We start from the raw sequence: 21,122 nt of genomic DNA, 5'->3' as shown, positions 1-21,122 counted from the left end.
CCTGCGAAGTTGACGCAAGGCGGTACGAGTGGGTTGCAAATTGTGCTCCGCCACCAGGCGGCGAATCTGTTTGTCACCCTGGGTTTGCTCGGCCAGCGCCGTGCGCATGTGCACAATGGCACCGGTGCTCGAGGCAGTATTGATGAGTGCGGCCAAAGACAGTTCAGTCATGGCGGGAGAGGGCACTCGGCCCACTTCCATCCAGTGCACCTGATGGCCATCGGCCACAAAACACTGTGCGATGGACCAGGGCCAGAACACGATGTTGTCCATGTTCAGGCTCTGGGCCATGCGGGTGCCCTTGGCGATGTTCGCCAGCGATTCATCAACCGCGATCACTTCCACGTCGTCCAGATATTGAGCCAGCTCCATGGCCCGTTGGCCGGATTGTGCACCGCACACCATAATTCGAAGCGTGGCGGGGAGATTGTCGGTGTTCAGGCCCAGCTCCTGAGCCATCACGGCTTTCAGGCTGGTCTCCGTCCGATAGGCCAGCTGGCTCCAGGCCGGCCATGCCTGGGGCACATCGGTTTTCTCCAGGCAGAGTTCCTCGGCTTTTTCGTCAAAATACTGCTTGATGGCCTCTTCTTCCGCCCGGTTGTAGTAGCTGGCTGCCATAACGGATTGCATGGCCAGTGGCCAGTCCACCAGATTCCATTGGCCAAGTTGTACTGCAAAGTTCTGGTGGAAAAGTGCGCCATACATGGCACTGATCATCAGCGAGCCAATCAGGGCCTCTTGAGGTTCGCCCACGGCAAATTGCGCCATGATGCTTTCATTGATGGTGGCCGCCAGGCGTTCTTCATCGTCTTCCGCGGCCAAAGCGAAACCGGTGCGGTCGGCGTATTCGGCGATGGCCAGGCAGAGGGGCTGAAGTTCGTCCCTCAGGCTGGCCGTTTGAGCGACCTCCGCCATGATGGCGCGACGCAGCAGCACCACCAGTTCTTCCACGGCGGCATTGGGCATCAGGGTTTTCTGGAGTGCCAGAATCAGCAATTCATCTTCTGCGGCGGCATCCAGGAATATCTCGGCGTTCGGGTTATCCAGGTCGTATTGCTGCTGGATGATTGCGCCGACAAAATGGCCGATTTCCTGGTGTGGCAGACCTTCCTTGCGCAGCAGGGCGATGGCGTCCAGCGCCAGATCGCTGTCGGCTTTGTGAACCTGAAGGTACTGCGCGCAGGAGAGCATGCCGGAATAGACAGAGCCCCATTCCGATCCGCTCTGCAGCAGCTTGCGGTAATGCAGGTAGGCAACATCAAACTGGCCTTGCAGCCTTTTTGCGTGGGCGACACCGCAGAAAGCGGCGGCCGATTGCCGGTCGCATTCCAGTGCCTGCAGGAAATACTCCTCCGCCAGGGCGGGGCGCTCGCTCTTCAGTGCCCAATAGCCGAGGTTGCAGTATTGCTGGGCCTGCGCCGGTTGCCGGTTCAGGCTGGCATTGAACAGAGCATGGGCCTTTTCAAGCTGGCCGTCGTCCATCTCCACCCGGCCGAGTAGGCCGAGAGCTGCTGCGTTGTCTGCCTCCAGCGCCAGCGCCTGGTTCAGGTACTCCCGGCATTCATTGCGCGCTTTCAGCCGCTGAATGTAGGAAAGCCCGTTGCTGTTGGACTCGCCATACGCCAGGTTTGCCTGGAGCACCAGGCGCGCGACCTGAGCCTGAACGGAGCGGGAAAGATGCGCGTTATGATGTTGTACTTGCATGGAACACCTCGTTACCAGCCAATATCCGATGCGGCAAAGGTCTGCAGTTTTTTGACGGTTTGCCGGGGTTTGGGGGAGGTGTTGCGAAAGGTGTGCCAGTTTTGGGTTTGGGGTCAGCCCCCAATTTATAGATGCTCGGCGAAATCCATTGAGTCGTGCAGGATTCGCACGACGACGAGCTTGCGTGCTGACATTTCAGATATGGCTTTGAAAAACACTACATGTCGGGCTTTCTGAGACTCTCTCTGAATCCTTATACTTCTGATCCCCGGTAGGAGTTCAGATCTATCCCTTGCTAAAGGATGATCAGGGCCCCGCTCGGATAACTCTTGGATGGTATGCGCAATCAGCCCACTGTAACTCATAGCTTGGTGGATGCCGAAGTTGTCCCGCGTGTAGCGCACAATCTCGTCGAAATCTCTGGCAGCGTTTTGGGAAAGTTCCACCGTCCATAGTGGGTGCATGCTGTTTAGTCCTTTTTATTCAGTTCTGCGGCCCTGTTGATCAGGTAGTTTGTGATCGCTTCACCGGTGCCCAGTGTGACTGTGCGGCCATTATCGACGTCTGCAAGCCCTTCGGCTAAGGCTCCGCGAAGTTCGAGAAGCTTTTGCTGCAGTTGGACTTCCTTCTCTTCGACCAACCGCAGCCCTTCTCTCAGTACCTCGCTGGCATTTTGGTAGCGACCTGTCTTAACCAAGTTACTCACCAGTTGTTCCTGGTGGTCTGTCATAACTATATTTCTAGTTGCCATTGTTCGGGGCCTCCCTGTGTCTATTGGCATATATTGCCATTTTGGCTATAGGGTTCCAAGCAGGAATATTGGATTCGACCCAAGTGCATTTGATTGGGTGAAATGTCTTGGGGTCAGGGTCAATTAGAAAGTTGGGAGTAGGTCAGTTCAACTTTGTCGTTCAGCTAAAACCAAAACGGCCGGGTGACTAACCCGGCCGTTTGGTATCACTTGGCTACTGTTAACCCTGCAACAACTGCAGTACCTGCTGGGGCCTGGCGTTAGCCTGAGCCAGTACAGAGAGGCCGGCCTGTTGGAGCACCTGGGTACGGGCCAGTTCCGCGGATTCCGCCGCGAAGTCCGCATCCCGAATTCGGCTGTTGGAGGCCGAAAGGTTTTCGGAGGTGGTGGCCAGGTTAGCGATGGTGGATTCGAAGCGGTTTTGGACCGCGCCGAGTTCGGCGCGGTAGCCGTTGATCTGGTCGATGGCGTAGTCGATCGCAATCATAGCCAAGTCCGCGCCTTGTGAGGTTGATATATCTGTGTCGTTTAGCGAGACGGTGTTAGCGGTTGCCGTGTAAGCTTCGTTGAAGCCAATGTCGTCGCCTGCCGTGCTATCCAGCTCGGCTGCAATGGTGACATCAAAATCTTTGCCAAATGCTGAGGAAAAAATGACTTCCTCATTGGTTCTATCGAGATTTGCTTTGACGCCGGTTTCGTTAGATTGAGCATTGACCGCTCCTACCAGATCATTAAGGGAGCCTGCGTCTTCTACGGAGAATGCAAAGCCATCGATAGTAAAATCGAAGGTGGCTGTGTTCCCTGCCTCGAAAAATGCATCCAGGCCACCGCCCACTGCGTCCAAGTTTTGTTTGAATTCTTTTGCGGGGGTGCCTCCGTCAGTCAGGTCAAAATTAACCTTAACGTTTTCCCCGGTTGAATTTGTAATAACAAGTTTGCCGGAGTCTGCGCTCACTGCGATGCCCGTCACGCCGTCAGTCGTAAGTTGGCCCTCAATGGCAGTTGCAAGGCTGCCGAGATCTGTCAGATCGCCAGAGTTGACCGTAAGTGTGGATGACCCCACTGTGACGGTTCCTGCTGCGGTCGCGAATGCCAAGTCTACGGTTTCAGTTGTCGTTGGAATGGGCTTTGTGGATGTCGCAAAATCGTCAGTTTGGCCTAATACCGAGCCTAACTTGCTGCCCCGAGAGTCGAGCCCGCTGATGCCGATTGTTTCGCCTGTATTTGCTCCGACCTGGAATGTTTGAACACCAAAGGTGCCATCCAGAACCTTCAGCCCATTGAAGGAAGTCTGACTGGCAATCCTGTTGATCTCCTCAATCCTCTGCTGAACTTCCTGGTTCAACGCCTGTCGGTCGGAGATGCTATTGGTGGCGTTAGCAGATTGAACTGCAAGCTCCCGAATCCGCTGCAGGTTATTGGTAATCTCATCCATCGCCCCCTCAGCCGTTTGCGCCAGCGAAATGCCGTCATTAGCATTCCGCTGCGCCTGGTTCAGGCCGGAAATCTGGGACTGAAAGCGCTCCGAAATGGCAAGCCCCGCCGCATCATCTTTTGCGGAGTTGATGCGCAGGCCAGATGATAGGCGCTCAAGTGCGGTATTGGCCTGCCCTTGCGAGGCGTTCAGGTTACGCTGAGCATTCAGCGACGCAATGTTGGTGTTAATGACCTGAGGCATATCTATTCTCCTGCTCAGAGGTGCCGGAAACCAGATGCCCGTCGTAGAGGGGAACCCTTGCCGGCGGAAATTCGTTAAATTGCCGTTTTGCTGTGTGTAAAGCGAATGGTGTGCCAGGTTTGCAATTGCGCATTTAAGGTTTTGTTATTAAATGTTTATTTTCAGGTTTTTTTGCTGGAGGGATATGGCGGTGCCGAGTTGTTGGCGGTTTCTAACGGAATAAAGTTGCCGGTTTTACATTCCTTTACAAAATCCCGGAGATTTTTTTCTAAAGCAATCGGGTGGAGTGCCGTTAAGTGGAGTAACAGGGTGGCGCTCCCAAACAAACGAGAACGGGCGCCAGACCTCTTCTATGAAATAACGACATCGGTCGAAGGAGAAGCATTATGGCTCTCGGTATCAATACCAACGTCGCCTCACTAGGTGCACAGAATCAGTTAGGGAAGTCCCAGAATCTTTCCAACCAGGCGTTGGAGCGTTTGTCATCGGGTCTGCGTATTAATTCGGCCAAAGATGATGCTGCGGGGCTTGCGATTTCAACTCGTTTTCAGTCCCAGATTAGCGGCCTGAATGTCGCTCAGCGTAATGCCAATGATGGTATCTCCCTAGCGCAAACCACTGAAGGTGCCTTGGATGAGATCACCAACAACCTGCAGCGAATTCGTGAGCTAGCGGTTCAGTCTGCTAACGCGACCAACACTGCATCGGACAGGGCGGCGCTTGATGCAGAGGTTCAGCAGCGGATCAAGGAAGTTGATCGCATTTCCACCCAGACAGCGTTTAATGGGTTGAAGGTTCTGGACGGAACCTTCGGCGAGCAGCAGTTTCAGGTTGGTGCCAACGCAGGTGAAACCATTGGGATTAATCTCGGGACTGGCACGCGTTCCAGTGCCATTGGTGGAGTTGCTGAGGCAGCGTTGAGCGTTAATTATTCTGGTACCAATGCTTTCGCAAGTGACTCAACTCTCTCAATCACTGTCGGTTCCAATACGGCTCAGGTTATTAAACTTGATAGCGATGTGGACAGTGTGCAAAAGCTGGCGGATCGCATTAATGAAACGCTCGAAGGCGCTGTTGCTGTCGTAAACGATGCAGGTACAGATGTAGATATTGTGTCTTCAGAGGCGCTTGCAACCACATACACGGCAGGTGCTGGAACCGCGTCCATGATCACTGATGTTGCAAGTCAGGCTGTTGCCGGGAGCTTGGACGGTGAGGACGTCACTAACGTTGAGAACGCAAACAAAATGATCGCAAGAATCGATGCGGCTCTTGGTTCTGTGAATGATTTACGCGGAGATCTTGGTGCAGTTCAGAACCGATTTGAGTCGACGATTGCGAACTTGGCAACGTCGGTTGAGAACCTTAGCGCATCTAACAGTAGGATTCTTGACGCAGATTTTGCTGCAGAAACAGCGAAGTTGTCTAAATCTCAAGTGCTGCAGCAGGCAGGTATCTCGGTATTGGCTCAGGCGAATGCCCGCCCGCAGCAGGTTCTGTCGCTCCTGCAATAAGCGGTATCAGGTTAGCAGAGCGGCAGACCTAGTGGCCGCTCAAACCGCAAACGCTTAGCAAAAGCTTGATTTCAGATTAGTTTATTCTTGTAGGAGATGCATCATGGCTCTAGGCATCAACACCAACGTAGCATCGCTGACGGCTCAGAACCAACTGGGCAAGTCGCAAAATCTTTCAAATCAGTCACTTGAGCGGTTGTCATCAGGTTTGCGCATTAACTCTGCTAAGGATGACGCAGCAGGTCTGGCTATCTCAACCCGGTTTCAATCCCAGATTAGCGGCCTGAATGTTGCTCAACGAAACGCCAACGACGGTATTTCTCTGGCGCAAACCACTGAAGGTGCGCTAGATGAAATTACCAACAACCTTCAGCGAATTCGTGAACTGTCAGTACAGTCTGCCAACGCGACCAACACAGCATCGGATAGAGCGGCGCTTGATGCAGAGGTGCAGCAGCGAATCAAGGAAATAGACAGGATTTCAACGCAGACTGCGTTTAACGGTCTTAAGGTCTTGGATGGCACCTTTGGCGAACAGCAGTTCCAGGTTGGCGCAAATGCTGGCGAAACCATCGGGATCGATTTGGGTGCGGGTACAAGATCCAGTGCTATCGGTGCTATCCGCACGCAGGAGTTTACCGTGGATTTCTCGGGTACCAACGCTGTCGCGAATGATAGTACCCTCGCATTTACCGTCGATGGTAACGCTCAGACAATAACCTTCACTGGGTCAGAGGATTCTGTTGACGACTTGGCGGCCACAATCAATGATCAGTTGACTGAGCCGGCTTTTGCGTCAGTCGTCGACGGTCAGCTCAAGATCGTTTCCGAAAAAGATTTGGGCGCTGCGACTTATACCGCAGGTGGTGGTACGGGGACGGTCCTCAATAACGCCGCCGCAGCCAATACAGCGACCAGTAGCATCGAATCTGCGGACGTGAAAACTGTGGGTGCCGCAAATGAGATGATTCTTCGGATCGACGCCGCAGTCACCGCGGTAAACTCTCTGCGCGGGGATTTGGGTGCGGTGCAAAACCGTTTCGAGTCCACCATCGCCAACTTGGGTACGTCTGTCGAAAATCTCAGCGCCTCCAACAGCCGTATTCTTGACGCTGACTTCGCGGCAGAAACTGCCAACCTGGCCAAATCCCAGGTACTGCAGCAGGCCGGTATCTCCGTCCTGGCTCAGGCGAACGCCCGTCCGCAGCAGGTTCTGTCCCTCCTGCAGTAAGGGGCTAGCGGTAACAGCCGGAACCTTCGGGTTCCGGTTTTCCGCCGTTTGAGGATAGCGAGGTAAAGCTATGAATGACGTTAACCTGAACAACCCGAACCTGAAGCTGGTGAATGTCAGTGACCGGGGGCCGGTGAAGGCACTGTCGTCATCTCAGGCCGAGGGCCGGAATGCCCCTGACCTTGCTGCTTCTTCTGCCGGTGCTCGCCAGGTTCAGAATACCCAGATTGCCAACGAAGCCTCCAAAGCGGAACAGCTCAAGGAGCGCAACGACGCGCAGCGGGAGGATCTGGACCAGGCGGTCAGCCAGCTGAACGATTTTGTTCAGAATGTGCAGCGGGATCTGCAGTTTGAAGTGGATAACGACATGGGCCAGACCATCGTAAGGGTGGTTGATCAGCAAACCCAGGAAGTGATTCGCCAGATTCCGGATGAAGTGGCTTTGAGGTTGGCAGAAAAATTGCAGCAGGACGAACCGCTGACGTTGTTTAACATCAAAGTGTAAAAGCTTGCCGCTTTTGCGCGGATGACCACAGCGGTATTTCAGCACCGCCGCACCTGAGAAGGTCCGGCGGTGCTCTGCGTTATGGCAGCACCGGGTTTGATTAGGGGCTATGCTTGGTTTAACGCGTTGTTACAATTTTTTGCGCCAGTAGGGCAAAGTTTTGCCGCTTCCGGCCGATACATAGTTCAGTGAAAACATTGGCCCCCTTGAGGAGGCATGGTTATGGCAGGTATATCATCGTTGGGGATTGGTTCCGGGGTGCTGAACTCGGATCTGGTGGATCAGTTGGTGGCCGCAGAGCGCAAGCCTACTGAAACCCGCTTAACCCAGAAAACCCAGCAAGCCGAGGCGCTGTTATCCGCCTATGGCAAGCTGCGCAGTGCCGTAACCGAACTTCGTTTGCCAATGCGGCAGTTAAGTTCACCGGATAATCTCAAGGCCTTCTCTGCGTCTTCTACCAATGATGATATCGGTGTTTCTGTAGATTCCACCAAGGCAAGTCGTGGCACTTACAGTGTGGAGGTCACCAGTCTTGCCTCTGCTCAGGCGCTGGCTTCTCGGGATGTGTTTGCGGATCGTGACGCTACCAGCGTTGGGCAGGGCACTCTGGAGCTGTCGGTTGGTGACAAAATCACGAATATCACCATAGACAGCAGCAATGACACGCTTCAGGGCCTGGCGAACGCCATTAACGAAGCGGATGCCGGCGTTTCCGCTGGAATCATCGATACCGGGAGTGGTTATCAGTTGGTGCTGTCTGCAGACGAGACGGGTACGGCCAACGCCGTCAGTATTTCTGTCACGGGCGATACGACTGGCACAAATACCGACAACACCGGCCTTTCACGCTTTGCCTTCAACGCGGGAATGGATGCGGACTCCGGCCTGAAAGAAACTATTGCTGCCAGCGATGCGGTAATGAATATCAATGGTGTAACGGTTACCCGTTCCACTAACACGTTTGAAAATGTAATCGATGGCCTGACCTTTGATATCAAAGAAACTGGCACTTCTACTATCAAAGTCACTCAAGATTTTGGTGCTGTTGCAGACCGGGTTCAGGGCTTCGTTGATAAATTCAACGGCCTGCAGTCCACTATTGACAGTCTGGCGGGCTTTAATGCCGAAGCCGGTGTTGGCAGTTTGCTGACCGGCGACTCGACGGTTCGCACGATTCAGAGCCAGTTGCGGAATATTCTTACCCGTGTGGTACCCGGCATGGAGAACGCCAGTGTTAGGAGTTTGGCCGATGTGGGTATCACCACCAATTTTGAGACCGGTGGCCTCGAATTCGACCGGGCGAAGTTCGAAGAAGTACTGAAGGCCAATCCCGATGAGGTGACGGCTCTGTTTGCGGAGCAGGGGCGCACAACGGACAGTCAGGTGGAGTTTGTCCGCAGCGGTTTGAATACCGAGCCCGGTGAGTACGAGATCAATATCACGCAGGCTGCCACTCAGGGGCAGCTGGTAGCTGGTTCGGCACTCGGTGCTACGTTCGATATTACCGATGCCAATGATGATCTGGCCTTGACAGTGAACGGTGATATCACGGTGAACCTGAAGCTGACCCAGGGTAATGGAATTAGCCAGCAGGCGCTGCTGGACGATATTCAAGCTCAGTTGAACGCCAATAATGCGCTGAATGCAGCCGGCACCCGATTGCAGGTTGGCCTGGATGGTGGAGGAAAACTGACGTTCACCTCAGCTGACTATGGTAGCGATTCAAAAGTGGCCCTGGCATCCGCCGAAGATGCAGCCCTGTTTGGGCTGGATACTAACACCAGTACGGACGGCCTGGATGTGGCTGGAACTATTGACGGCCGGGCTGCGGAAGGCGATGGCCAGGTTCTTTTCCTTGGAACTGGGAACGGCGATGCTTCGGGGCTGCAGGTTCGAATTCTCGGTGATCAGACGGGTAATCGTGGTTCCATCACCTTCGTGGAAGGTGTGGGTGAGCGTACAGTTGATCTGGTAAGTAATATTGTCGGCGCAGACGGGGCCATTGAATCCCGTACAGACAGTCTTAGTCGCGAGCTTGAGCAGATTCAGGAGAGCCAGGTTCGTCTTGAGGAACGTATTGCTGCTTATCGTGAGAGGCTGGTGAGCCAGTTCACAGCGGCGGATTCCTTGATCTCGCAGTTGAACAGTACCCGGGATTACGTCACTCAGCAGTTGGCTGCGCTGGCGCCACAGAACAATCGAGAGTAATACGGTGAAACGAGGTTATTTATGAACGGTTTACAAGCGTACCAACGCGTTAACACCCAAACCAGCATCACCGATGCCGATCCCCACAAGCTCATCCAGCTGTTGTACAGCGGTGCCATTGAGCGTATCAATATGGCGAAGGCTAAGATGCAGGCCAAAGATTACGCCGGCAAAGCGCAGCTGCTGAACAAAGCCATCGAAATCATTGGCGGGCTGCGCTCGTTCCTGGATTTCGAGAAGGGCGGTGATCTGGCGCCACGGCTCGAAGCTTTGTACGACTATATGGAGCGTACTTTGCTGGAGGGCAGTGCCCGTAATGATATGGCGAAGCTGGATGAAGTGATTGAACTGCTGCGCTCAATCAAAGAAGGCTGGGACGGCATCCGCGAAGAAGTGGTAACCCAGCACTCCCAGGCCGCTGGCTAAACCAGTACTTTTGCCGTCCATGGCGCCCCTATCCTTTGGCAGGGTAGGGGCTTTATAGCCATTCCCCCCGCCATCCCGTACAATGTTGCCCTTCTTTTCAACACATCCATTCTGTTCAGTCTGGAGCAAGGGCATGTCTGATATTAAAAAGGTGGTGCTGGCCTATTCCGGTGGCCTGGATACTTCCGTCATCGTTCGGTGGTTGCAGGATACCTATAACTGTGAGGTGGTAACCTTTACCGCCGATATTGGCCAGGGCGAGGAAGTGGAGCCAGCGCGCGCGAAAGCCGAAGCGCTGGGCGTTAAGGAAATCTACATTGAGGACCTGCGCGAGGAGTTTGTGCGCGATTACGTGTTCCCGATGTTCCGCGCCAATACCATCTACGAAGGCGAGTACCTGCTGGGCACCTCTATCGCCCGCCCGCTGATTGCCAAGCGCCTGATCGACATTGCCAACGAAACGGGTGCAGACGCCATCTCTCACGGTGCTACCGGTAAAGGTAACGATCAGGTTCGTTTTGAGCTTGGCGCCTATGCCCTGAAGCCGGGCGTGAAGGTGATCGCTCCCTGGCGTGAGTGGGATCTGAACTCCCGCGAAAAGCTGCTCAAGTATTGTGAAGAGCGCAACATCCCCGTGGAAATGAAGAAGGGCAAGAGCCCGTATTCCATGGACGCCAACCTGCTGCACATCTCCTACGAAGGCATCAACCTGGAAGACCCCTGGGCGGAAGCCGAGGAAGACATGTGGCGTTGGAGCGTATCTCCGGAAGCCGCGCCGGACAAGCCCACTTACGTGGAGCTCACCTACAGGAAAGGCGACATCGTTGCCGTTGATGGTCAGGAAATGAAGCCCCACGTGGTGCTGGAAACCCTGAACAAGCTGGCCGGTGAAAATGGTATTGGCCGCCTGGACATCGTCGAGAACCGCTACGTGGGCATGAAGTCCCGCGGCTGTTACGAAACTCCGGGTGGTACCATCATGCTGCGCGCCCACCGCGCCATCGAGTCCATTACTCTGGACCGTGAAGTGGCACACCTGAAGGACAGCCTGATGCCGCGCTATGCTGAGGTGATCTACAACGGTTACTGGTGGTCCCCGGAGCGTGAGGCTCTTCAGGCGCTGATCGACCAGACCCAGAACTACGTGAACGGCACCGTTCGCCTGAAGCTGTACAAGGGCAATGTAGACGTGGTCGGCCGTAAGTCTGACGATTCTCTGTTCGATGAGAAGATCGCCACCTTTGAAGAAGACCAGGGTGCTTACGATCAGAAAGATGCGGAAGGCTTTATAAAGCTGAACGCGCTGCGCCTGCGGATTGCCGCTGGCAAAGGCCGCAAGCTTTGATGGTTTGTTGATGCCCTGAAAACGCCCGGTTCATAACCGGGCGTTTTTGTTTATACTTTTCAAACAATTCCAACAACGAAAGTCATCACCATGAATGCGTTGGGCACAGCTTCCGTCGCCGCTTTGCGGCAGTATGTTCGCTACGCCGATGCCAAAGGTATCGCGGTTGATCCGCTGTTTGAAAAGGCGGGTTTGAAGCCGGAGATCCTGGATTCCGATGAGGGCCGAATCGACGGCGAACAGCTCCAGGCATTTATTCACTTGCTGGCCGAACATACCGGTAACCCGGTATTGGGATTGGAGACCGGCGACTATGTGCAACCCGGTTCCTACAGTGTACTGGGTTACATCACCATGAGCTGCGCCACGTTGGGGGAAGCGGTTACCCGTATTGCGCCCTATGAGAAGCTGGTGGGGGATATGGGTACCACCCGCCTCAAGATGAAGGGCGATTCCGCGACACTGATCTGGACCTGCAATTTTACCGATTCTGTGGTGTGGCCTCAGGTGGTGGACAATGTCTTTGCCTCCTGGATCAACTATGCGCGATGGCTGGCAGACAGCACGGACGCCACGCCGCTGGAAGTTCGGCTGAGGCGGCCTTCTCCCGGCCCGGAGCATGAGAAGGCCTATGCTTTGCGCTGGCAATGCCCTGTACAGTTTGATGCAGAGGAGGACAGTGTCACCTTTGCTCAGGCACTGCTCGCAACCCGCCTGCGTCAGCCAGACCCGCTATTGCGAAAAACCCTGGAAGCACACGCATTGTCTCAGTTGGCGTTGCTCGACACCGACACGGATCTGACCAGCAGGGTAAAGCAAAGCATTCAGAAACAGCTCGCCGATGGCATTACCCGCCAGGATATGGTCGCCGAGGATCTGGGGATGACCAGCCGTACCTTACAGCGAAAGCTGAGCCAGGAAGGGGTGTCTTACCAGAAGTTGCTGGATGAGGTGCGCCAGCAGATGGCGGAGGACTATTTGCAGAATACCGACATGAGTATTCCGGATATCGCCTTGCGCCTGGGCTATAGCGAAACCACGTCGTTTCATCGCAAGTTCAAGGCAGCGACCGGTAAAACGCCGGGGGATTTTCGCAGGCAATAAAAAAGCCAGCTTACGAGAGCTGGCTTAAGAAATTCGGAAAGAACGAAAGTGCCTGAAAAATTCGTTAATCCTGCGGAATCAGCTTGCGGTACCCATATGGCGGCGGAGGTACTACTCGGCTCCTCCGCCATGGGTGGATACTGCTTGATTCCACAATCTCAGAATAAGCCTGTTCGCCTTTCCTGTCTGTTTGTGAAGTGTGTCCCAGTGTTACTGTTTGTGATCGCTACACACCTTCCCGTATCTCCGGGGCGGTTTCGGTGAACCGGCGGGTTTCATAGGCGTCCACAAGGCCCTGTACAGCCGCGCGTTCCATATCCTGTACCGTGGGGGTGCCGTCCTGGGCGTCGGCTTTGCACAGGGCCATGCCGGCCTCCACAGAGATGAAGCCGGCGGTGGTTTTCAGCGCTTTGTGGTTGATGCCGTCAAAAATGCGCCGGAACGCGGTGGTGGTGCAGTGATCACTGTTGGGAAAGTAGGAGACAATCGCAAACTGGTTATCACCTACCCGACACAGGGCATCAATCGGGCGAATCAATGTGCTCAGGCGCCGGGCGATGCCGATCGACAGTTCGCTCATCACGCTGGGCGGATGCTTGCGCTTCAGCTCTTGCCAGTTACGGATGCCGCACATGACGTAGGCGGTTGACCCGCCGCGGGATTCGGCGTGGCGCAGGGTTTTCTGCAAGCGCTGGCGCGCGTATTTGTTGTTGGTCAGCCCGGTTTCCAGATCAATGATGTTGCTGGATTCCAGTTCCCGGTTGTTCTCCACCAGCAGCGCGTTGGCGCGCAGCAGGGTGTTCTGCCGGTCTGCCATGCGGTCCGCCGCAAAGATGCGAGGGATGAGCTGTTTGGTCATGTCTGATTTGTAGATGAAGTCGTCCACACCCCGGTCGAACGCTTCCGACAAGGCTTCCACGCTCTCGCGGGCGGTGAGCAGAATCACATAGGTGTAGTGGTTGTTCTGCTCGTCTTGCTGGCGAACCTGGTCGGTCAGCTGCAGGCCGTCCATTTCTGGCATCAGCCAGTCTGCAATCAGTACGCTGACCGGGCGTTGTTCCATGAGTTTCAGGGCAGCCGGTGCGTTGTTGGCGATGCGTATGTCGCGGTATCCGGCATTTCGCAGCGTACGGCCCACCACCATACTGCTGAATTTGGCGTCGTCTACTACGAGAATGGGAAGATCGAGGTTTGGCATTATTTATCTACTTCTTACCAGTCCATTGTCAGATGCGGTTCGCCACAGCTCTTGGTATTCTTGGCGGTTTCGAACATCCGTAATCAAATTGTCGCCACAGTATACCCCTCCGTGGCCTTTGGAGAATAACGACTATGCCTTCTTTTGACATTGTTTCAGAAATCGAAATGCACGAAGTTACCAACGCGGTGGATCAGGCCAAGCGTGAACTGGGTAACCGCTGGGATTTCAAGAATGTTGAGGCGGATATCGAGCTGGAGGACAAGCGCCTGACTTTGAGCGCAGAGCAGGAGTTCCAGCTGGAGCAACTGGTGGACATGATGCGAATGGCCTTTGCCAAGCGCAACATTGATACCCGCGCCCTATCCGAAGATGGTGAGAGCAAAGCGGGCAAGCTGGTGAAGCAGCATTTCACCCTGAAGCAGGGCATTGAAACAGACATGGCCAAGAAGATCGTGAAGATGATCAAAGAACAGAAGATGAAGGTGCAGGCCAGCATTCAGGGCGACAAGGTGCGGGTTACCGGTAAGAAGCGGGACGACCTGCAGGAAGCCATTGCCATGCTGCGTGAGGCAGAACTGGATATTCCGCTGCAGTTCAACAACTTCCGCGACTGATTGGGAGAGGCTCCTATTTATCTTCCCCCCAATGTTGTAGCCCTGATTCGGGATACCGCCTACACCTACACCCGCTGGCAAGTGATTGCCATGTTGTTTCTCGGGTTCTCGGCGGGGCTGCCCTTTCTGCTGGTGTTTTCCACCCTCAATGCCCGCCTGGCGGACGTTGGGGTGGAGACCGCCACCATCGGTTTTTTCAGCTGGCTTGGCATTACCTATTCCATCAAGGTGTTCTGGGCGCCGGTGGTGGATCGGCTGAAATTGCCGGTGCTGGACCGGTTGTTTGGCAAGCGTCGCAGCTGGATTCTGCTTGCCCAGGTGGGCATTGCCACCGGGTTGTACCTGATGTCCCAGACCAACGCCCTGGCGGCTCCGGAGACACTCGCGCTGTTCGGATTGCTAGTGGCTTTTTCCTCGGCCACGCAGGATGTGGCTATTGATGCCTATCGCATTGAGATTGCTCAGGAGCGGCTGCAGGCGGCGTTGGCGGCCACGTATATTTTCGGTTACCGGCTGGCATTGCTGGTGGCGGGCGCCGGGGCACTTTACCTGGCGGAGTTCTGGTCCTGGGAGGTGTCTTACCTGGTGATGGCAGCGTTGGTGGGCGTGGGGGCACTGACGGTTCTGGTCGTGAAGGAGCCGGAAGTGAATCATTTCGCGGCTGCTCAGGACATTGCCCATCGAATCGAGGAGGAAGTGGAGAAACGAAGCCATCTACCGGAACGCCTGGCCCGGTTAGCCGGCTGGTTCTATGCTGCGGTGGCCGGCCCGTTTCTGGACTTCTTCCGTCGGTATCGGGAGCTGGCGGTGGCCATTCTGGTGCTGGTGGCGGTGTATCGCATTTCGGATATTGCCATGGGGGTGATGGCCAATCCGTTCTATCTGGATTTTATGGGTTTCAGTAAAACCCAGGTGGCCGATGTCACCAAGGTGTTCGGGTTTTTTATGACCATTGTTGGCTCCATGGTCGGTGGGGTGCTGGTGGTGCGCTATGGCGTGCGCCGGATACTGCTGGCAGGTGCCGTCATGACGGCGGCAACCAATCTTCTATTCGTGCTGCTAGCCCAGCAACCACCGGATATCGCGGCGCTGGCCTTGGTGGTGAGTGCCGATAACCTCAGTGGCGGTATTGCCAACGTGGCGCTGATTGCCTGGCTGTCCAGCATGACCAGTGCCTCGTTCACCGCCACCCAGTATGCCTTGTTCAGCTCGCTGATGACGCTGCCGGGCAAGTTCCTGGGAGGCTTCTCCGGGATTGTGGTGGCGAACTTTGGCTACGCCGAGTTCTTCCTGATTGCGGGGTTGATGGGCGTGCCTGCGATTCTTCTGGTGCTGTTTATGATGCGACACGGCGCCAGGCTGGATGCGCTGGCGCCAGTCAAACATGAGGAAGATGCCCTGGTGAAATAGCGGCCGTTCAGGAAGAGCAGCTGATGTTCAGGTGTTTCCCCCAATCCGGTGGCAGGGCAGCGTATTTCTCATACTCTGGTTGCTCATCAAAGGGCTTTTCCAACACCTTGAGCAGCTCCTTCATCGGCTCATAGTCGCCATTCTGCGCCTCCAGGATCACTTGCTGGGCCAGGTAGTTGCGCAGAATGTATTTCGGGTTTACCCGGCGCATGGCGTATTCCCGTTCATCGTGGCCCCGGGTTTCCTTCTGTAGTCTGGCTTCATAACGTTCCAGCCACTCGTCAGCCACGCTGCGGTCTGCGAACAGATCACGAACCGGCGCGGTGCCATGGTCGTGCAGGTTAGATAGGCCGCGGAAAAACCGGGTGTAGTCCACACGGTTTTCGTGGAGCATGCTGAAGGTGTCCATGATCAGGCCCATATCTAACTCTTCCGCTTCTTCCAGCCCCAGTTTGGCGAGCATCTGGTGTTTGAAATGCTCGTTGTAGGCGGTTTCATAGTGTCGCAGTCCCCGGCGAACGGTATCCTCGTCCATGATCGGCAACAACGCAGTGGCCAGGTACTGACAGTTGGTAAAGCCTACCTGGGGCTGGCGGTTGTAGGCATAGCGGCCTTCGTGATCGGAGTGATTGCACACGAAGCCGGCGTCGAAATCATCCAGGAAGGCGAAGGGGCCATAGTCGAAAGTGTCTCCGATAATGGACATATTGTCGCTGTTCATCACCCCATGGCAGAAACCAACGGCCTGCCATTTCGCGATTAGCCTGGCGGTGCGTTCCACCACTTCCTCAAACCAGCGGGCGTAGCGTTGGTCCTCCGGCAAGCTGATCAGGTAAGGGAAGTGCAGGGCAATCACATGCTCTAGCAATGTTTTCAGGGCGTCCGGCCCTTCATGGTGCGCTGCAAACTCGAAGTGGCCAAACCGGATGTGGCTTTTCGCTACCCGCATCAAAGCGGCGGCGGTTTCAATAGATTCCCGGCGCACCGGGTCTTTGGCGCTGATCATGAATAACGCCCGGGTGGTGGGAATTCCCAGGCCATGCATGGCCTCACTGCACAGATATTCACGAATGGTTGACCGGAGAACTGCCCGGCCATCGCCGAAGCGGGAGTAGGGCGTGGTGCCTGCCCCTTTCAGGTGCCAGTCCCAGCGTGTGCCGTCTGGCCCCACGGTTTCCCAGAGCAAGAGGCCGCGGCCATCGCCCAGTTCGGGGTTGTACATGCCGAACTGATGCCCGGTGTACTTCATGGCGACCGGGTCCATCCCCTCCAGAAGTTCGGCGCCGGCACCAATGGCCGCCCAGTCATTTTCATCCCGCACCAGAAATCCCATATCGCTGGCCAGGGCCTGGTTAAAGCAAACCATGCGCGGTTCAGAAAGGGGGGATGGCTGTACCCGGCTGTAGAAGCTGTCCGGTAATTCCAGGTAGCGATGTTCCACCTGAAAGCTGTTGTTGCTCATAAAACGACCTGGCTTTGGTATGAATACTGCGTATGTATAGGGTTGAAGCCTAACAACAGATTGCAGAGCAGGTGAACCAAATGCAACCACACCTGATAGTTTTCACCGACCTGGACGGCACCTTGCTGGACCATCACAGCTACAGCTGGCGGGCCGCATCGCCGGCCATGGCAAAGTTGGCCGCTAACGGTATCCCCTTGATTTTTAACTCCAGTAAAACCGCCGCCGAGATGCGCCATCTGCAAAACGCGATGGGCATACGGGCCCCCTTTATCGTCGAGAACGGTGCGGCGGCGGTTATCCCGGCGGGCTGTCTGGGCCGCACCGAAGAACAGGTGATGAATTTTGGAGCAGATCACCAGCAGGTCCTTCGCACGCTTATGGTGCAGAGAAAGGCAGGTGCACAGTTTCGGGGCTTTTCGGATATGGCGGATGCGGAACTGGCGGAGGTTGCGGGCCTGGATGAGGTGGAGGCCTCTCGGGCCCGGCAGCGCCTGGGTACGGAGCCGCTGATCTGGCAAGGCAGTGACCCGGAGCTGGACCAATTCAGTGCGGCACTGGGGCGTGAGGGGCTCCGTCTGGTGCAGGGGGGGCGTTTCTGGCACGCCATGGGGCGCTTCGACAAAGCCGAGGGGGCCCGCTTTTTGCTGGAGCAATACCGGGAGCACTATCGGGGCGAGCCGCTAGTCACCATCGCATTGGGCGACAGCCCGAACGACCAGCGCATGCTGGAGGCCGCGGATATCCCGGTGGTGATTCGCGGGGTGAACAGCGATCAGGTCCAGTTGCCATCGCAGAAGCACCCCATGCGCTCCCTGAAGCCCGGCCCGGAGGGTTGGAACGAATGCGTACTCAATCTTCTTTTCGAGTACGGCTACTAGGCCGCCAGGCGTGGCCAAAAGCATAGGAGAGGCGCCATGGGCGACTTTTACCAGAATGGCATAGTAACGACCCTGCACAATCTTGTGCGACGACCGGTAGAAGACATCGAGGCCGATCTGCTTCAGTTCCGTAAAGCGCGGCCCATGTCACTGGTGTTGCCGTCGCTGTATTCAGAGCTGGAAGGCCCCGCCCTGAAACACATTGTCCAGGCGCTGGCAAAGGTGCCTTATCTGGAAGAAATCGTGATCGGGCTCGATCGTGCCGATGAAGCACAATACCGGCACGCATTGGAGTACTTCTCCGAGCTGCCTCAGCCGTTCAAGGTACTGTGGAACGATGGGCCGCGTTTGCGGGCCATCGACCTCAAGCTTCGCGAGCAGGGCCTGGCCCCAACTGAAATGGGTAAGGGGCGGAATGTCTGGTATTGCTTCGGTTATGTGCTGGCCTCCGGGGTGAGCAAATCGGTGGCGTTGCATGATTGCGATATCCTGACCTACTCGCGGGACCTGCTGGCACGGTTGATTTACCCGGTGGCCAACCCCGGATTCAACTACATGTTTTGCAAAGGCTATTACGCCCGTGTTGCCGACAGCAAAATGAACGGTCGGGTCAGCCGTCTGCTGGTCACCCCGCTGATCCGGGCCCTGAAAAAAGTCTGCGGCCCGAACGATTTTCTCGACTACCTCGACAGCTACCGCTATCCCCTGGCCGGAGAATTCTCGTTCCGCACAGATGTTATCAATGACCTGCGCATTCCCAGTGACTGGGGGCTCGAGATTGGTGTGCTCTCGGAGATGAAACGAAACTACGCCACCAATCGCCTGTGCCAGGTGGATATTGCTGATGTCTACGATCACAAGCATCAGGATCTCTCGCCGGAGGATGCCAGCCGAGGGCTGTCCAAAATGAGCGTGGATATCGCCAAGGCCCTGTTCCGAAAGCTGGCCACCAATGGCGAGGTGTTCTCCAATGAGAAGTTCCGCACCATCAAGGCGACCTATTTCCGTATTGCTCTGGATTTTGTGGAAACCTATCAGAACGACGCCGTGATCAACGGGCTTGGCTTTGATCGGCACAAGGAAGAAAAGGCAGTGGAATTGTTTGCCCAGAATGTGATGCGCGCCGGAGCCTACTTCCTGGAAAACCCCATGGACACCCCCTTCATCCCCAGCTGGAACCGGGTGACCAGTGCCATTCCGGACATTCGTGAGCAACTGCTGGAGGCTGTTGAACTGGACAATCAGGAATATCGGCCATGACTCAGCCACTGAAGAGCAAGCTGCAAGGTATGCTCGAGGTCGTCTATCCCTCGGTAGATTGCGACTTTCTGGCGGAGCAGTTACTGGCCACCATGGGGCTGGCGCCCAATGCCGACGCCCCACCGGCCCACCAGAACCATTGGGACGAAACCGATGTGTTGCTGATCACCTACGCGGACACGCTTCAGCAACCGGACGAGAAGCCGCTGGTGACGCTCAAGCGCTTCCTGGATGACTGCCTTAAGGACTCCGTTTCCGCGGTGCACATACTGCCGTTTTTTCCCTTCAGCTCTGATGATGGCTTTTCGGTGATGGATTACCTGGCGGTGAATGAGAGTCACGGTGGCTGGCCGGAGATTGAGGCCATTGCCCGGGACTACAAGTTGATGTCCGATCTTGTGATCAACCACATGTCGGCCCGCAGCCGGTGGTTCGAAAACTATAAGAAGCGCATCGACCCGGGTAAGGACTATTTCTTTGAAGGCAACCCGAAAGACGACCTCAGCCAGGTAGTGAGGCCACGTACGTCGCCCCTGCTCAATCCGGTGCAGACCGACGACGGCGAGCGCTATGTGTGGTGCACCTTCAGTGAAGATCAGGTAGACCTGAATTTTGCCAACCCGCAGGTACTGTTGGAGTTTGCGGGGATCATCCGCCAATACCTGGAACGGGGTGTGATGATTTTCCGTATGGATGCCGTGGCCTTTCTCTGGAAAGAGCCGGGCACGCCGTGTATTCACCTGCAGCAAACCCACGAGCTGATCAAGATTCTGCGCTTGCTGATTGAACATCACACGCCGGACGCGGTGGTGATTACCGAAACCAACGTGCCTAACCGGGAGAACCTGACTTATTTTGGCAATGCCAACGAAGCCCATGCCATCTATAACTTTTCGTTGCCGCCCCTGCTGATCAACACGCTGGTGACCGGCAATTGCCGACATCTGAAAACCTGGCTGATGAGTATGCCCCCGGCGCAGCTGGGCACCACCTATCTGAACTTTATCGCTTCCCATGACGGCGTTGGTCTGCGGCCCACAGATGGCCTGCTGACCGAAGATGAAAAGCAACGCCTGATCAACACCATGGAGTCGTTTGGGGGTAAGGTGTCCTACCGCCGGACGGCCGACGGGCGGGATCAGCCCTATGAGATGAACATTGCGCTCTGGGATGCCCTCAAAGGAACCGCAGAAGGCGGTGCTGACCACTGGCAGCTTGCGCGATTCCTGTGTGCGCATACCATCATGCTGGCTCTCGAGGGCATTCCCGCCTTTTATATTCACAGCTTGCTGGCCACGGAGAACGATCAGGCGAGGGTGGAGCATACCGGTCGCCTGCGCTCCATTAACCGCAGTCAATGGCAGTTGTCGCAACTGGAGGAAACCCTCGCAGATCCACTGACCCACCACAGCAAGGCATTTCTGGAGCTGAAGCGTTTGATTGCCATACGCCGCGCTCAACCTGCGTTCCATCCGAACGCCACGCAGTTCACCTTGCACCTGGGGTTGCAGTTGTTCGGGTTCTGGCGCCAGAGCATGCGCCGGGAGCAGTCGGTGTTCTGTATCCATAACATCAGTCCCGAGGTGCAGCAGGTGGCGCTCAGTGATATCAATCTGATCGGAACGGATCGCTGGGTAGACTTGATCTCCGGAATGGAGGTGGATGATCTGGCTGGGTCAATCACCCTGAAGCCGTATCAGAGTGTGTGGTTGTCCAACCAGCAGAGACGCTGAGCGTTAAGGCGAATGCCTCAGGAATGAGGCATGGTTGGTTTGTATTCTGCAAGTCGGTGGTTATAATCGGGGCTGCTCAGGATGAGTCAGTTCAA

General features: G+C 55.7%; 18 protein-coding genes. 12 read left to right on the top strand and 6 right to left on the bottom strand.

Annotated features, from left to right (window positions below; all coding sequences use genetic code 11):
• The 4 genes from B3Y70_RS15920 to B3Y70_RS15905 form a co-directional block, all read right to left on the bottom strand.
• A partial coding sequence (locus B3Y70_RS15920; protein WP_288590077.1) for a hypothetical protein occupies positions 1-1,704 on the bottom strand: 1,704 nt, incomplete at its 3' end.
• Between the two features lie 125 nt (positions 1,705-1,829).
• Positions 1,830-2,168, bottom strand: coding sequence for a type II toxin-antitoxin system RelE/ParE family toxin (locus tag B3Y70_RS15915; protein ID WP_273031288.1), 339 nt, complete (start codon positions 2,166-2,168; stop codon positions 1,830-1,832).
• A gap of 5 nt (positions 2,169-2,173) precedes the next feature.
• On the bottom strand, positions 2,174-2,455 hold the full coding sequence (locus tag B3Y70_RS15910) for a type II toxin-antitoxin system ParD family antitoxin (protein WP_222562389.1): 282 nt from the start codon (positions 2,453-2,455) through the stop codon (positions 2,174-2,176).
• Between the two features lie 220 nt (positions 2,456-2,675).
• A complete protein-coding gene (locus B3Y70_RS15905) occupies positions 2,676-4,133 on the bottom strand; it encodes a flagellin (protein ID WP_273031286.1) in 1,458 nt (485 codons plus the stop codon).
• A gap of 386 nt (positions 4,134-4,519) precedes the next feature.
• On the opposite strand from B3Y70_RS15905, the gene B3Y70_RS15900 reads away from it, so the two are divergent.
• The 7 genes from B3Y70_RS15900 to B3Y70_RS15870 all read left to right on the top strand — a co-directional run bounded on the left by B3Y70_RS15900 (position 4,520) and on the right by B3Y70_RS15870 (position 12,466).
• A complete protein-coding gene (locus B3Y70_RS15900) occupies positions 4,520-5,647 on the top strand; it encodes a flagellin (RefSeq protein WP_273031285.1) in 1,128 nt (375 codons plus the stop codon).
• 103 nt (positions 5,648-5,750) lie between these two features.
• Entirely contained in the window at positions 5,751-6,878 is a 1,128-nt protein-coding gene (locus B3Y70_RS15895) for a flagellin (protein WP_273031284.1), read from the top strand.
• A 70-nt stretch (positions 6,879-6,948) separates the two neighbouring features.
• Positions 6,949-7,383 carry a flagellar protein FlaG gene (locus tag B3Y70_RS15890; protein WP_222534337.1) on the top strand — a complete coding sequence of 145 codons (435 nt, stop codon included), beginning with the start codon at positions 6,949-6,951 and terminating at the stop codon, positions 7,381-7,383.
• A gap of 222 nt (positions 7,384-7,605) precedes the next feature.
• The gene (gene fliD, locus B3Y70_RS15885; protein ID WP_273031282.1) at positions 7,606-9,591 is read left to right on the top strand and encodes a flagellar filament capping protein FliD; all 1,986 of its coding nucleotides are present in this window, start codon (positions 7,606-7,608) and stop codon (positions 9,589-9,591) included.
• A gap of 21 nt (positions 9,592-9,612) precedes the next feature.
• Complete coding sequence (gene fliS / locus B3Y70_RS15880) at positions 9,613-10,017, top strand: flagellar export chaperone FliS (RefSeq protein WP_222534335.1); 405 nt, start codon at positions 9,613-9,615, stop codon at positions 10,015-10,017.
• A gap of 133 nt (positions 10,018-10,150) precedes the next feature.
• Entirely contained in the window at positions 10,151-11,362 is a 1,212-nt protein-coding gene (locus B3Y70_RS15875; RefSeq protein WP_011786034.1) for an argininosuccinate synthase, read from the top strand.
• Between the two features lie 90 nt (positions 11,363-11,452).
• Positions 11,453-12,466 (top strand): AraC family transcriptional regulator, encoded by a 1,014-nt coding sequence (locus tag B3Y70_RS15870; RefSeq protein ID WP_286896989.1) that lies wholly within the window; start codon positions 11,453-11,455, stop codon positions 12,464-12,466.
• A 226-nt stretch (positions 12,467-12,692) separates the two neighbouring features.
• Here B3Y70_RS15870 and B3Y70_RS15865 read toward each other — a convergent pair whose 3' ends face one another.
• Positions 12,693-13,664, bottom strand: coding sequence for a response regulator (locus B3Y70_RS15865; RefSeq protein ID WP_286896986.1), 972 nt, complete (start codon positions 13,662-13,664; stop codon positions 12,693-12,695).
• Positions 13,665-13,798: 134 nt separating this feature from the next.
• On the opposite strand from B3Y70_RS15865, the gene B3Y70_RS15860 reads away from it, so the two are divergent.
• Together B3Y70_RS15860 and B3Y70_RS15855 are read left to right on the top strand one after the other, a co-directional pair.
• Entirely contained in the window at positions 13,799-14,281 is a 483-nt protein-coding gene (locus B3Y70_RS15860; RefSeq protein WP_011786031.1) for a YajQ family cyclic di-GMP-binding protein, read from the top strand.
• Positions 14,282-15,691 carry an AmpG family muropeptide MFS transporter gene (locus B3Y70_RS15855; protein ID WP_414674123.1) on the top strand — a complete coding sequence of 470 codons (1,410 nt, stop codon included), beginning with the start codon at positions 14,282-14,284 and terminating at the stop codon, positions 15,689-15,691. It abuts the gene before it with no gap.
• Positions 15,692-15,698: 7 nt separating this feature from the next.
• Here the strand turns inward: B3Y70_RS15855 and B3Y70_RS15850 are convergent, their stop codons facing one another.
• A complete protein-coding gene (locus tag B3Y70_RS15850; RefSeq protein WP_286896983.1) occupies positions 15,699-17,153 on the bottom strand; it encodes a protein adenylyltransferase SelO in 1,455 nt (484 codons plus the stop codon).
• A gap of 80 nt (positions 17,154-17,233) precedes the next feature.
• Here B3Y70_RS15850 and B3Y70_RS15845 point away from each other — a divergent pair, with 80 nt between their 5' ends.
• From B3Y70_RS15845 to B3Y70_RS15835, 3 genes are read left to right on the top strand one after another with little or no spacing between them, the layout of a single operon-like run.
• Positions 17,234-18,034, top strand: coding sequence for an HAD-IIB family hydrolase (locus tag B3Y70_RS15845; RefSeq protein ID WP_023008997.1), 801 nt, complete (start codon positions 17,234-17,236; stop codon positions 18,032-18,034).
• 36 nt (positions 18,035-18,070) lie between these two features.
• Positions 18,071-19,294, top strand: a complete 1,224-nt coding sequence (locus tag B3Y70_RS15840) for a glycosyl transferase (protein ID WP_286896981.1) — start codon at positions 18,071-18,073, stop codon at positions 19,292-19,294.
• The gene (locus B3Y70_RS15835; protein WP_273031266.1) at positions 19,291-21,027 is read left to right on the top strand and encodes an alpha-amylase family glycosyl hydrolase; all 1,737 of its coding nucleotides are present in this window, start codon (positions 19,291-19,293) and stop codon (positions 21,025-21,027) included. Before B3Y70_RS15840 ends, B3Y70_RS15835 begins: the two co-directional genes overlap by 4 nt.
• Positions 21,028-21,122: the final 95 nt, after the last annotated feature.

This window comes from Marinobacter sp. UBA5687 (genome assembly GCF_002420325.1).
Classification (GTDB): domain Bacteria; phylum Pseudomonadota; class Gammaproteobacteria; order Pseudomonadales; family Oleiphilaceae; genus Marinobacter; species Marinobacter nauticus.
The sequence above is the reverse complement of the archived record's forward strand: the minus strand, read 5'-3'. Positions and strand labels throughout refer to the sequence as shown.

Coding starts and splice junctions, on each gene's coding strand:
- B3Y70_RS15860 (WP_011786031.1), top strand. CDS start 13,799: ATGCCTTCTTTTGACATTGTTTCAGAAATCGAAATGCACGAAGTTACC.
- B3Y70_RS15850 (WP_286896983.1), bottom strand. CDS start 17,153: ATGAGCAACAACAGCTTTCAGGTGGAACATCGCTACCTGGAATTACCG.
- fliS (WP_222534335.1), top strand. CDS start 9,613: ATGAACGGTTTACAAGCGTACCAACGCGTTAACACCCAAACCAGCATC.
- B3Y70_RS15895 (WP_273031284.1), top strand. CDS start 5,751: ATGGCTCTAGGCATCAACACCAACGTAGCATCGCTGACGGCTCAGAAC.
- B3Y70_RS15865 (WP_286896986.1), bottom strand. CDS start 13,664: ATGCCAAACCTCGATCTTCCCATTCTCGTAGTAGACGACGCCAAATTC.
- B3Y70_RS15910 (WP_222562389.1), bottom strand. CDS start 2,455: ATGGCAACTAGAAATATAGTTATGACAGACCACCAGGAACAACTGGTG.
- B3Y70_RS15890 (WP_222534337.1), top strand. CDS start 6,949: ATGAATGACGTTAACCTGAACAACCCGAACCTGAAGCTGGTGAATGTC.
- B3Y70_RS15845 (WP_023008997.1), top strand. CDS start 17,234: ATGCAACCACACCTGATAGTTTTCACCGACCTGGACGGCACCTTGCTG.
- B3Y70_RS15840 (WP_286896981.1), top strand. CDS start 18,071: ATGGGCGACTTTTACCAGAATGGCATAGTAACGACCCTGCACAATCTT.
- fliD (WP_273031282.1), top strand. CDS start 7,606: ATGGCAGGTATATCATCGTTGGGGATTGGTTCCGGGGTGCTGAACTCG.
- B3Y70_RS15900 (WP_273031285.1), top strand. CDS start 4,520: ATGGCTCTCGGTATCAATACCAACGTCGCCTCACTAGGTGCACAGAAT.
- B3Y70_RS15875 (WP_011786034.1), top strand. CDS start 10,151: ATGTCTGATATTAAAAAGGTGGTGCTGGCCTATTCCGGTGGCCTGGAT.
- B3Y70_RS15915 (WP_273031288.1), bottom strand. CDS start 2,168: ATGCACCCACTATGGACGGTGGAACTTTCCCAAAACGCTGCCAGAGAT.
- B3Y70_RS15905 (WP_273031286.1), bottom strand. CDS start 4,133: ATGCCTCAGGTCATTAACACCAACATTGCGTCGCTGAATGCTCAGCGT.
- B3Y70_RS15835 (WP_273031266.1), top strand. CDS start 19,291: ATGACTCAGCCACTGAAGAGCAAGCTGCAAGGTATGCTCGAGGTCGTC.
- B3Y70_RS15870 (WP_286896989.1), top strand. CDS start 11,453: ATGAATGCGTTGGGCACAGCTTCCGTCGCCGCTTTGCGGCAGTATGTT.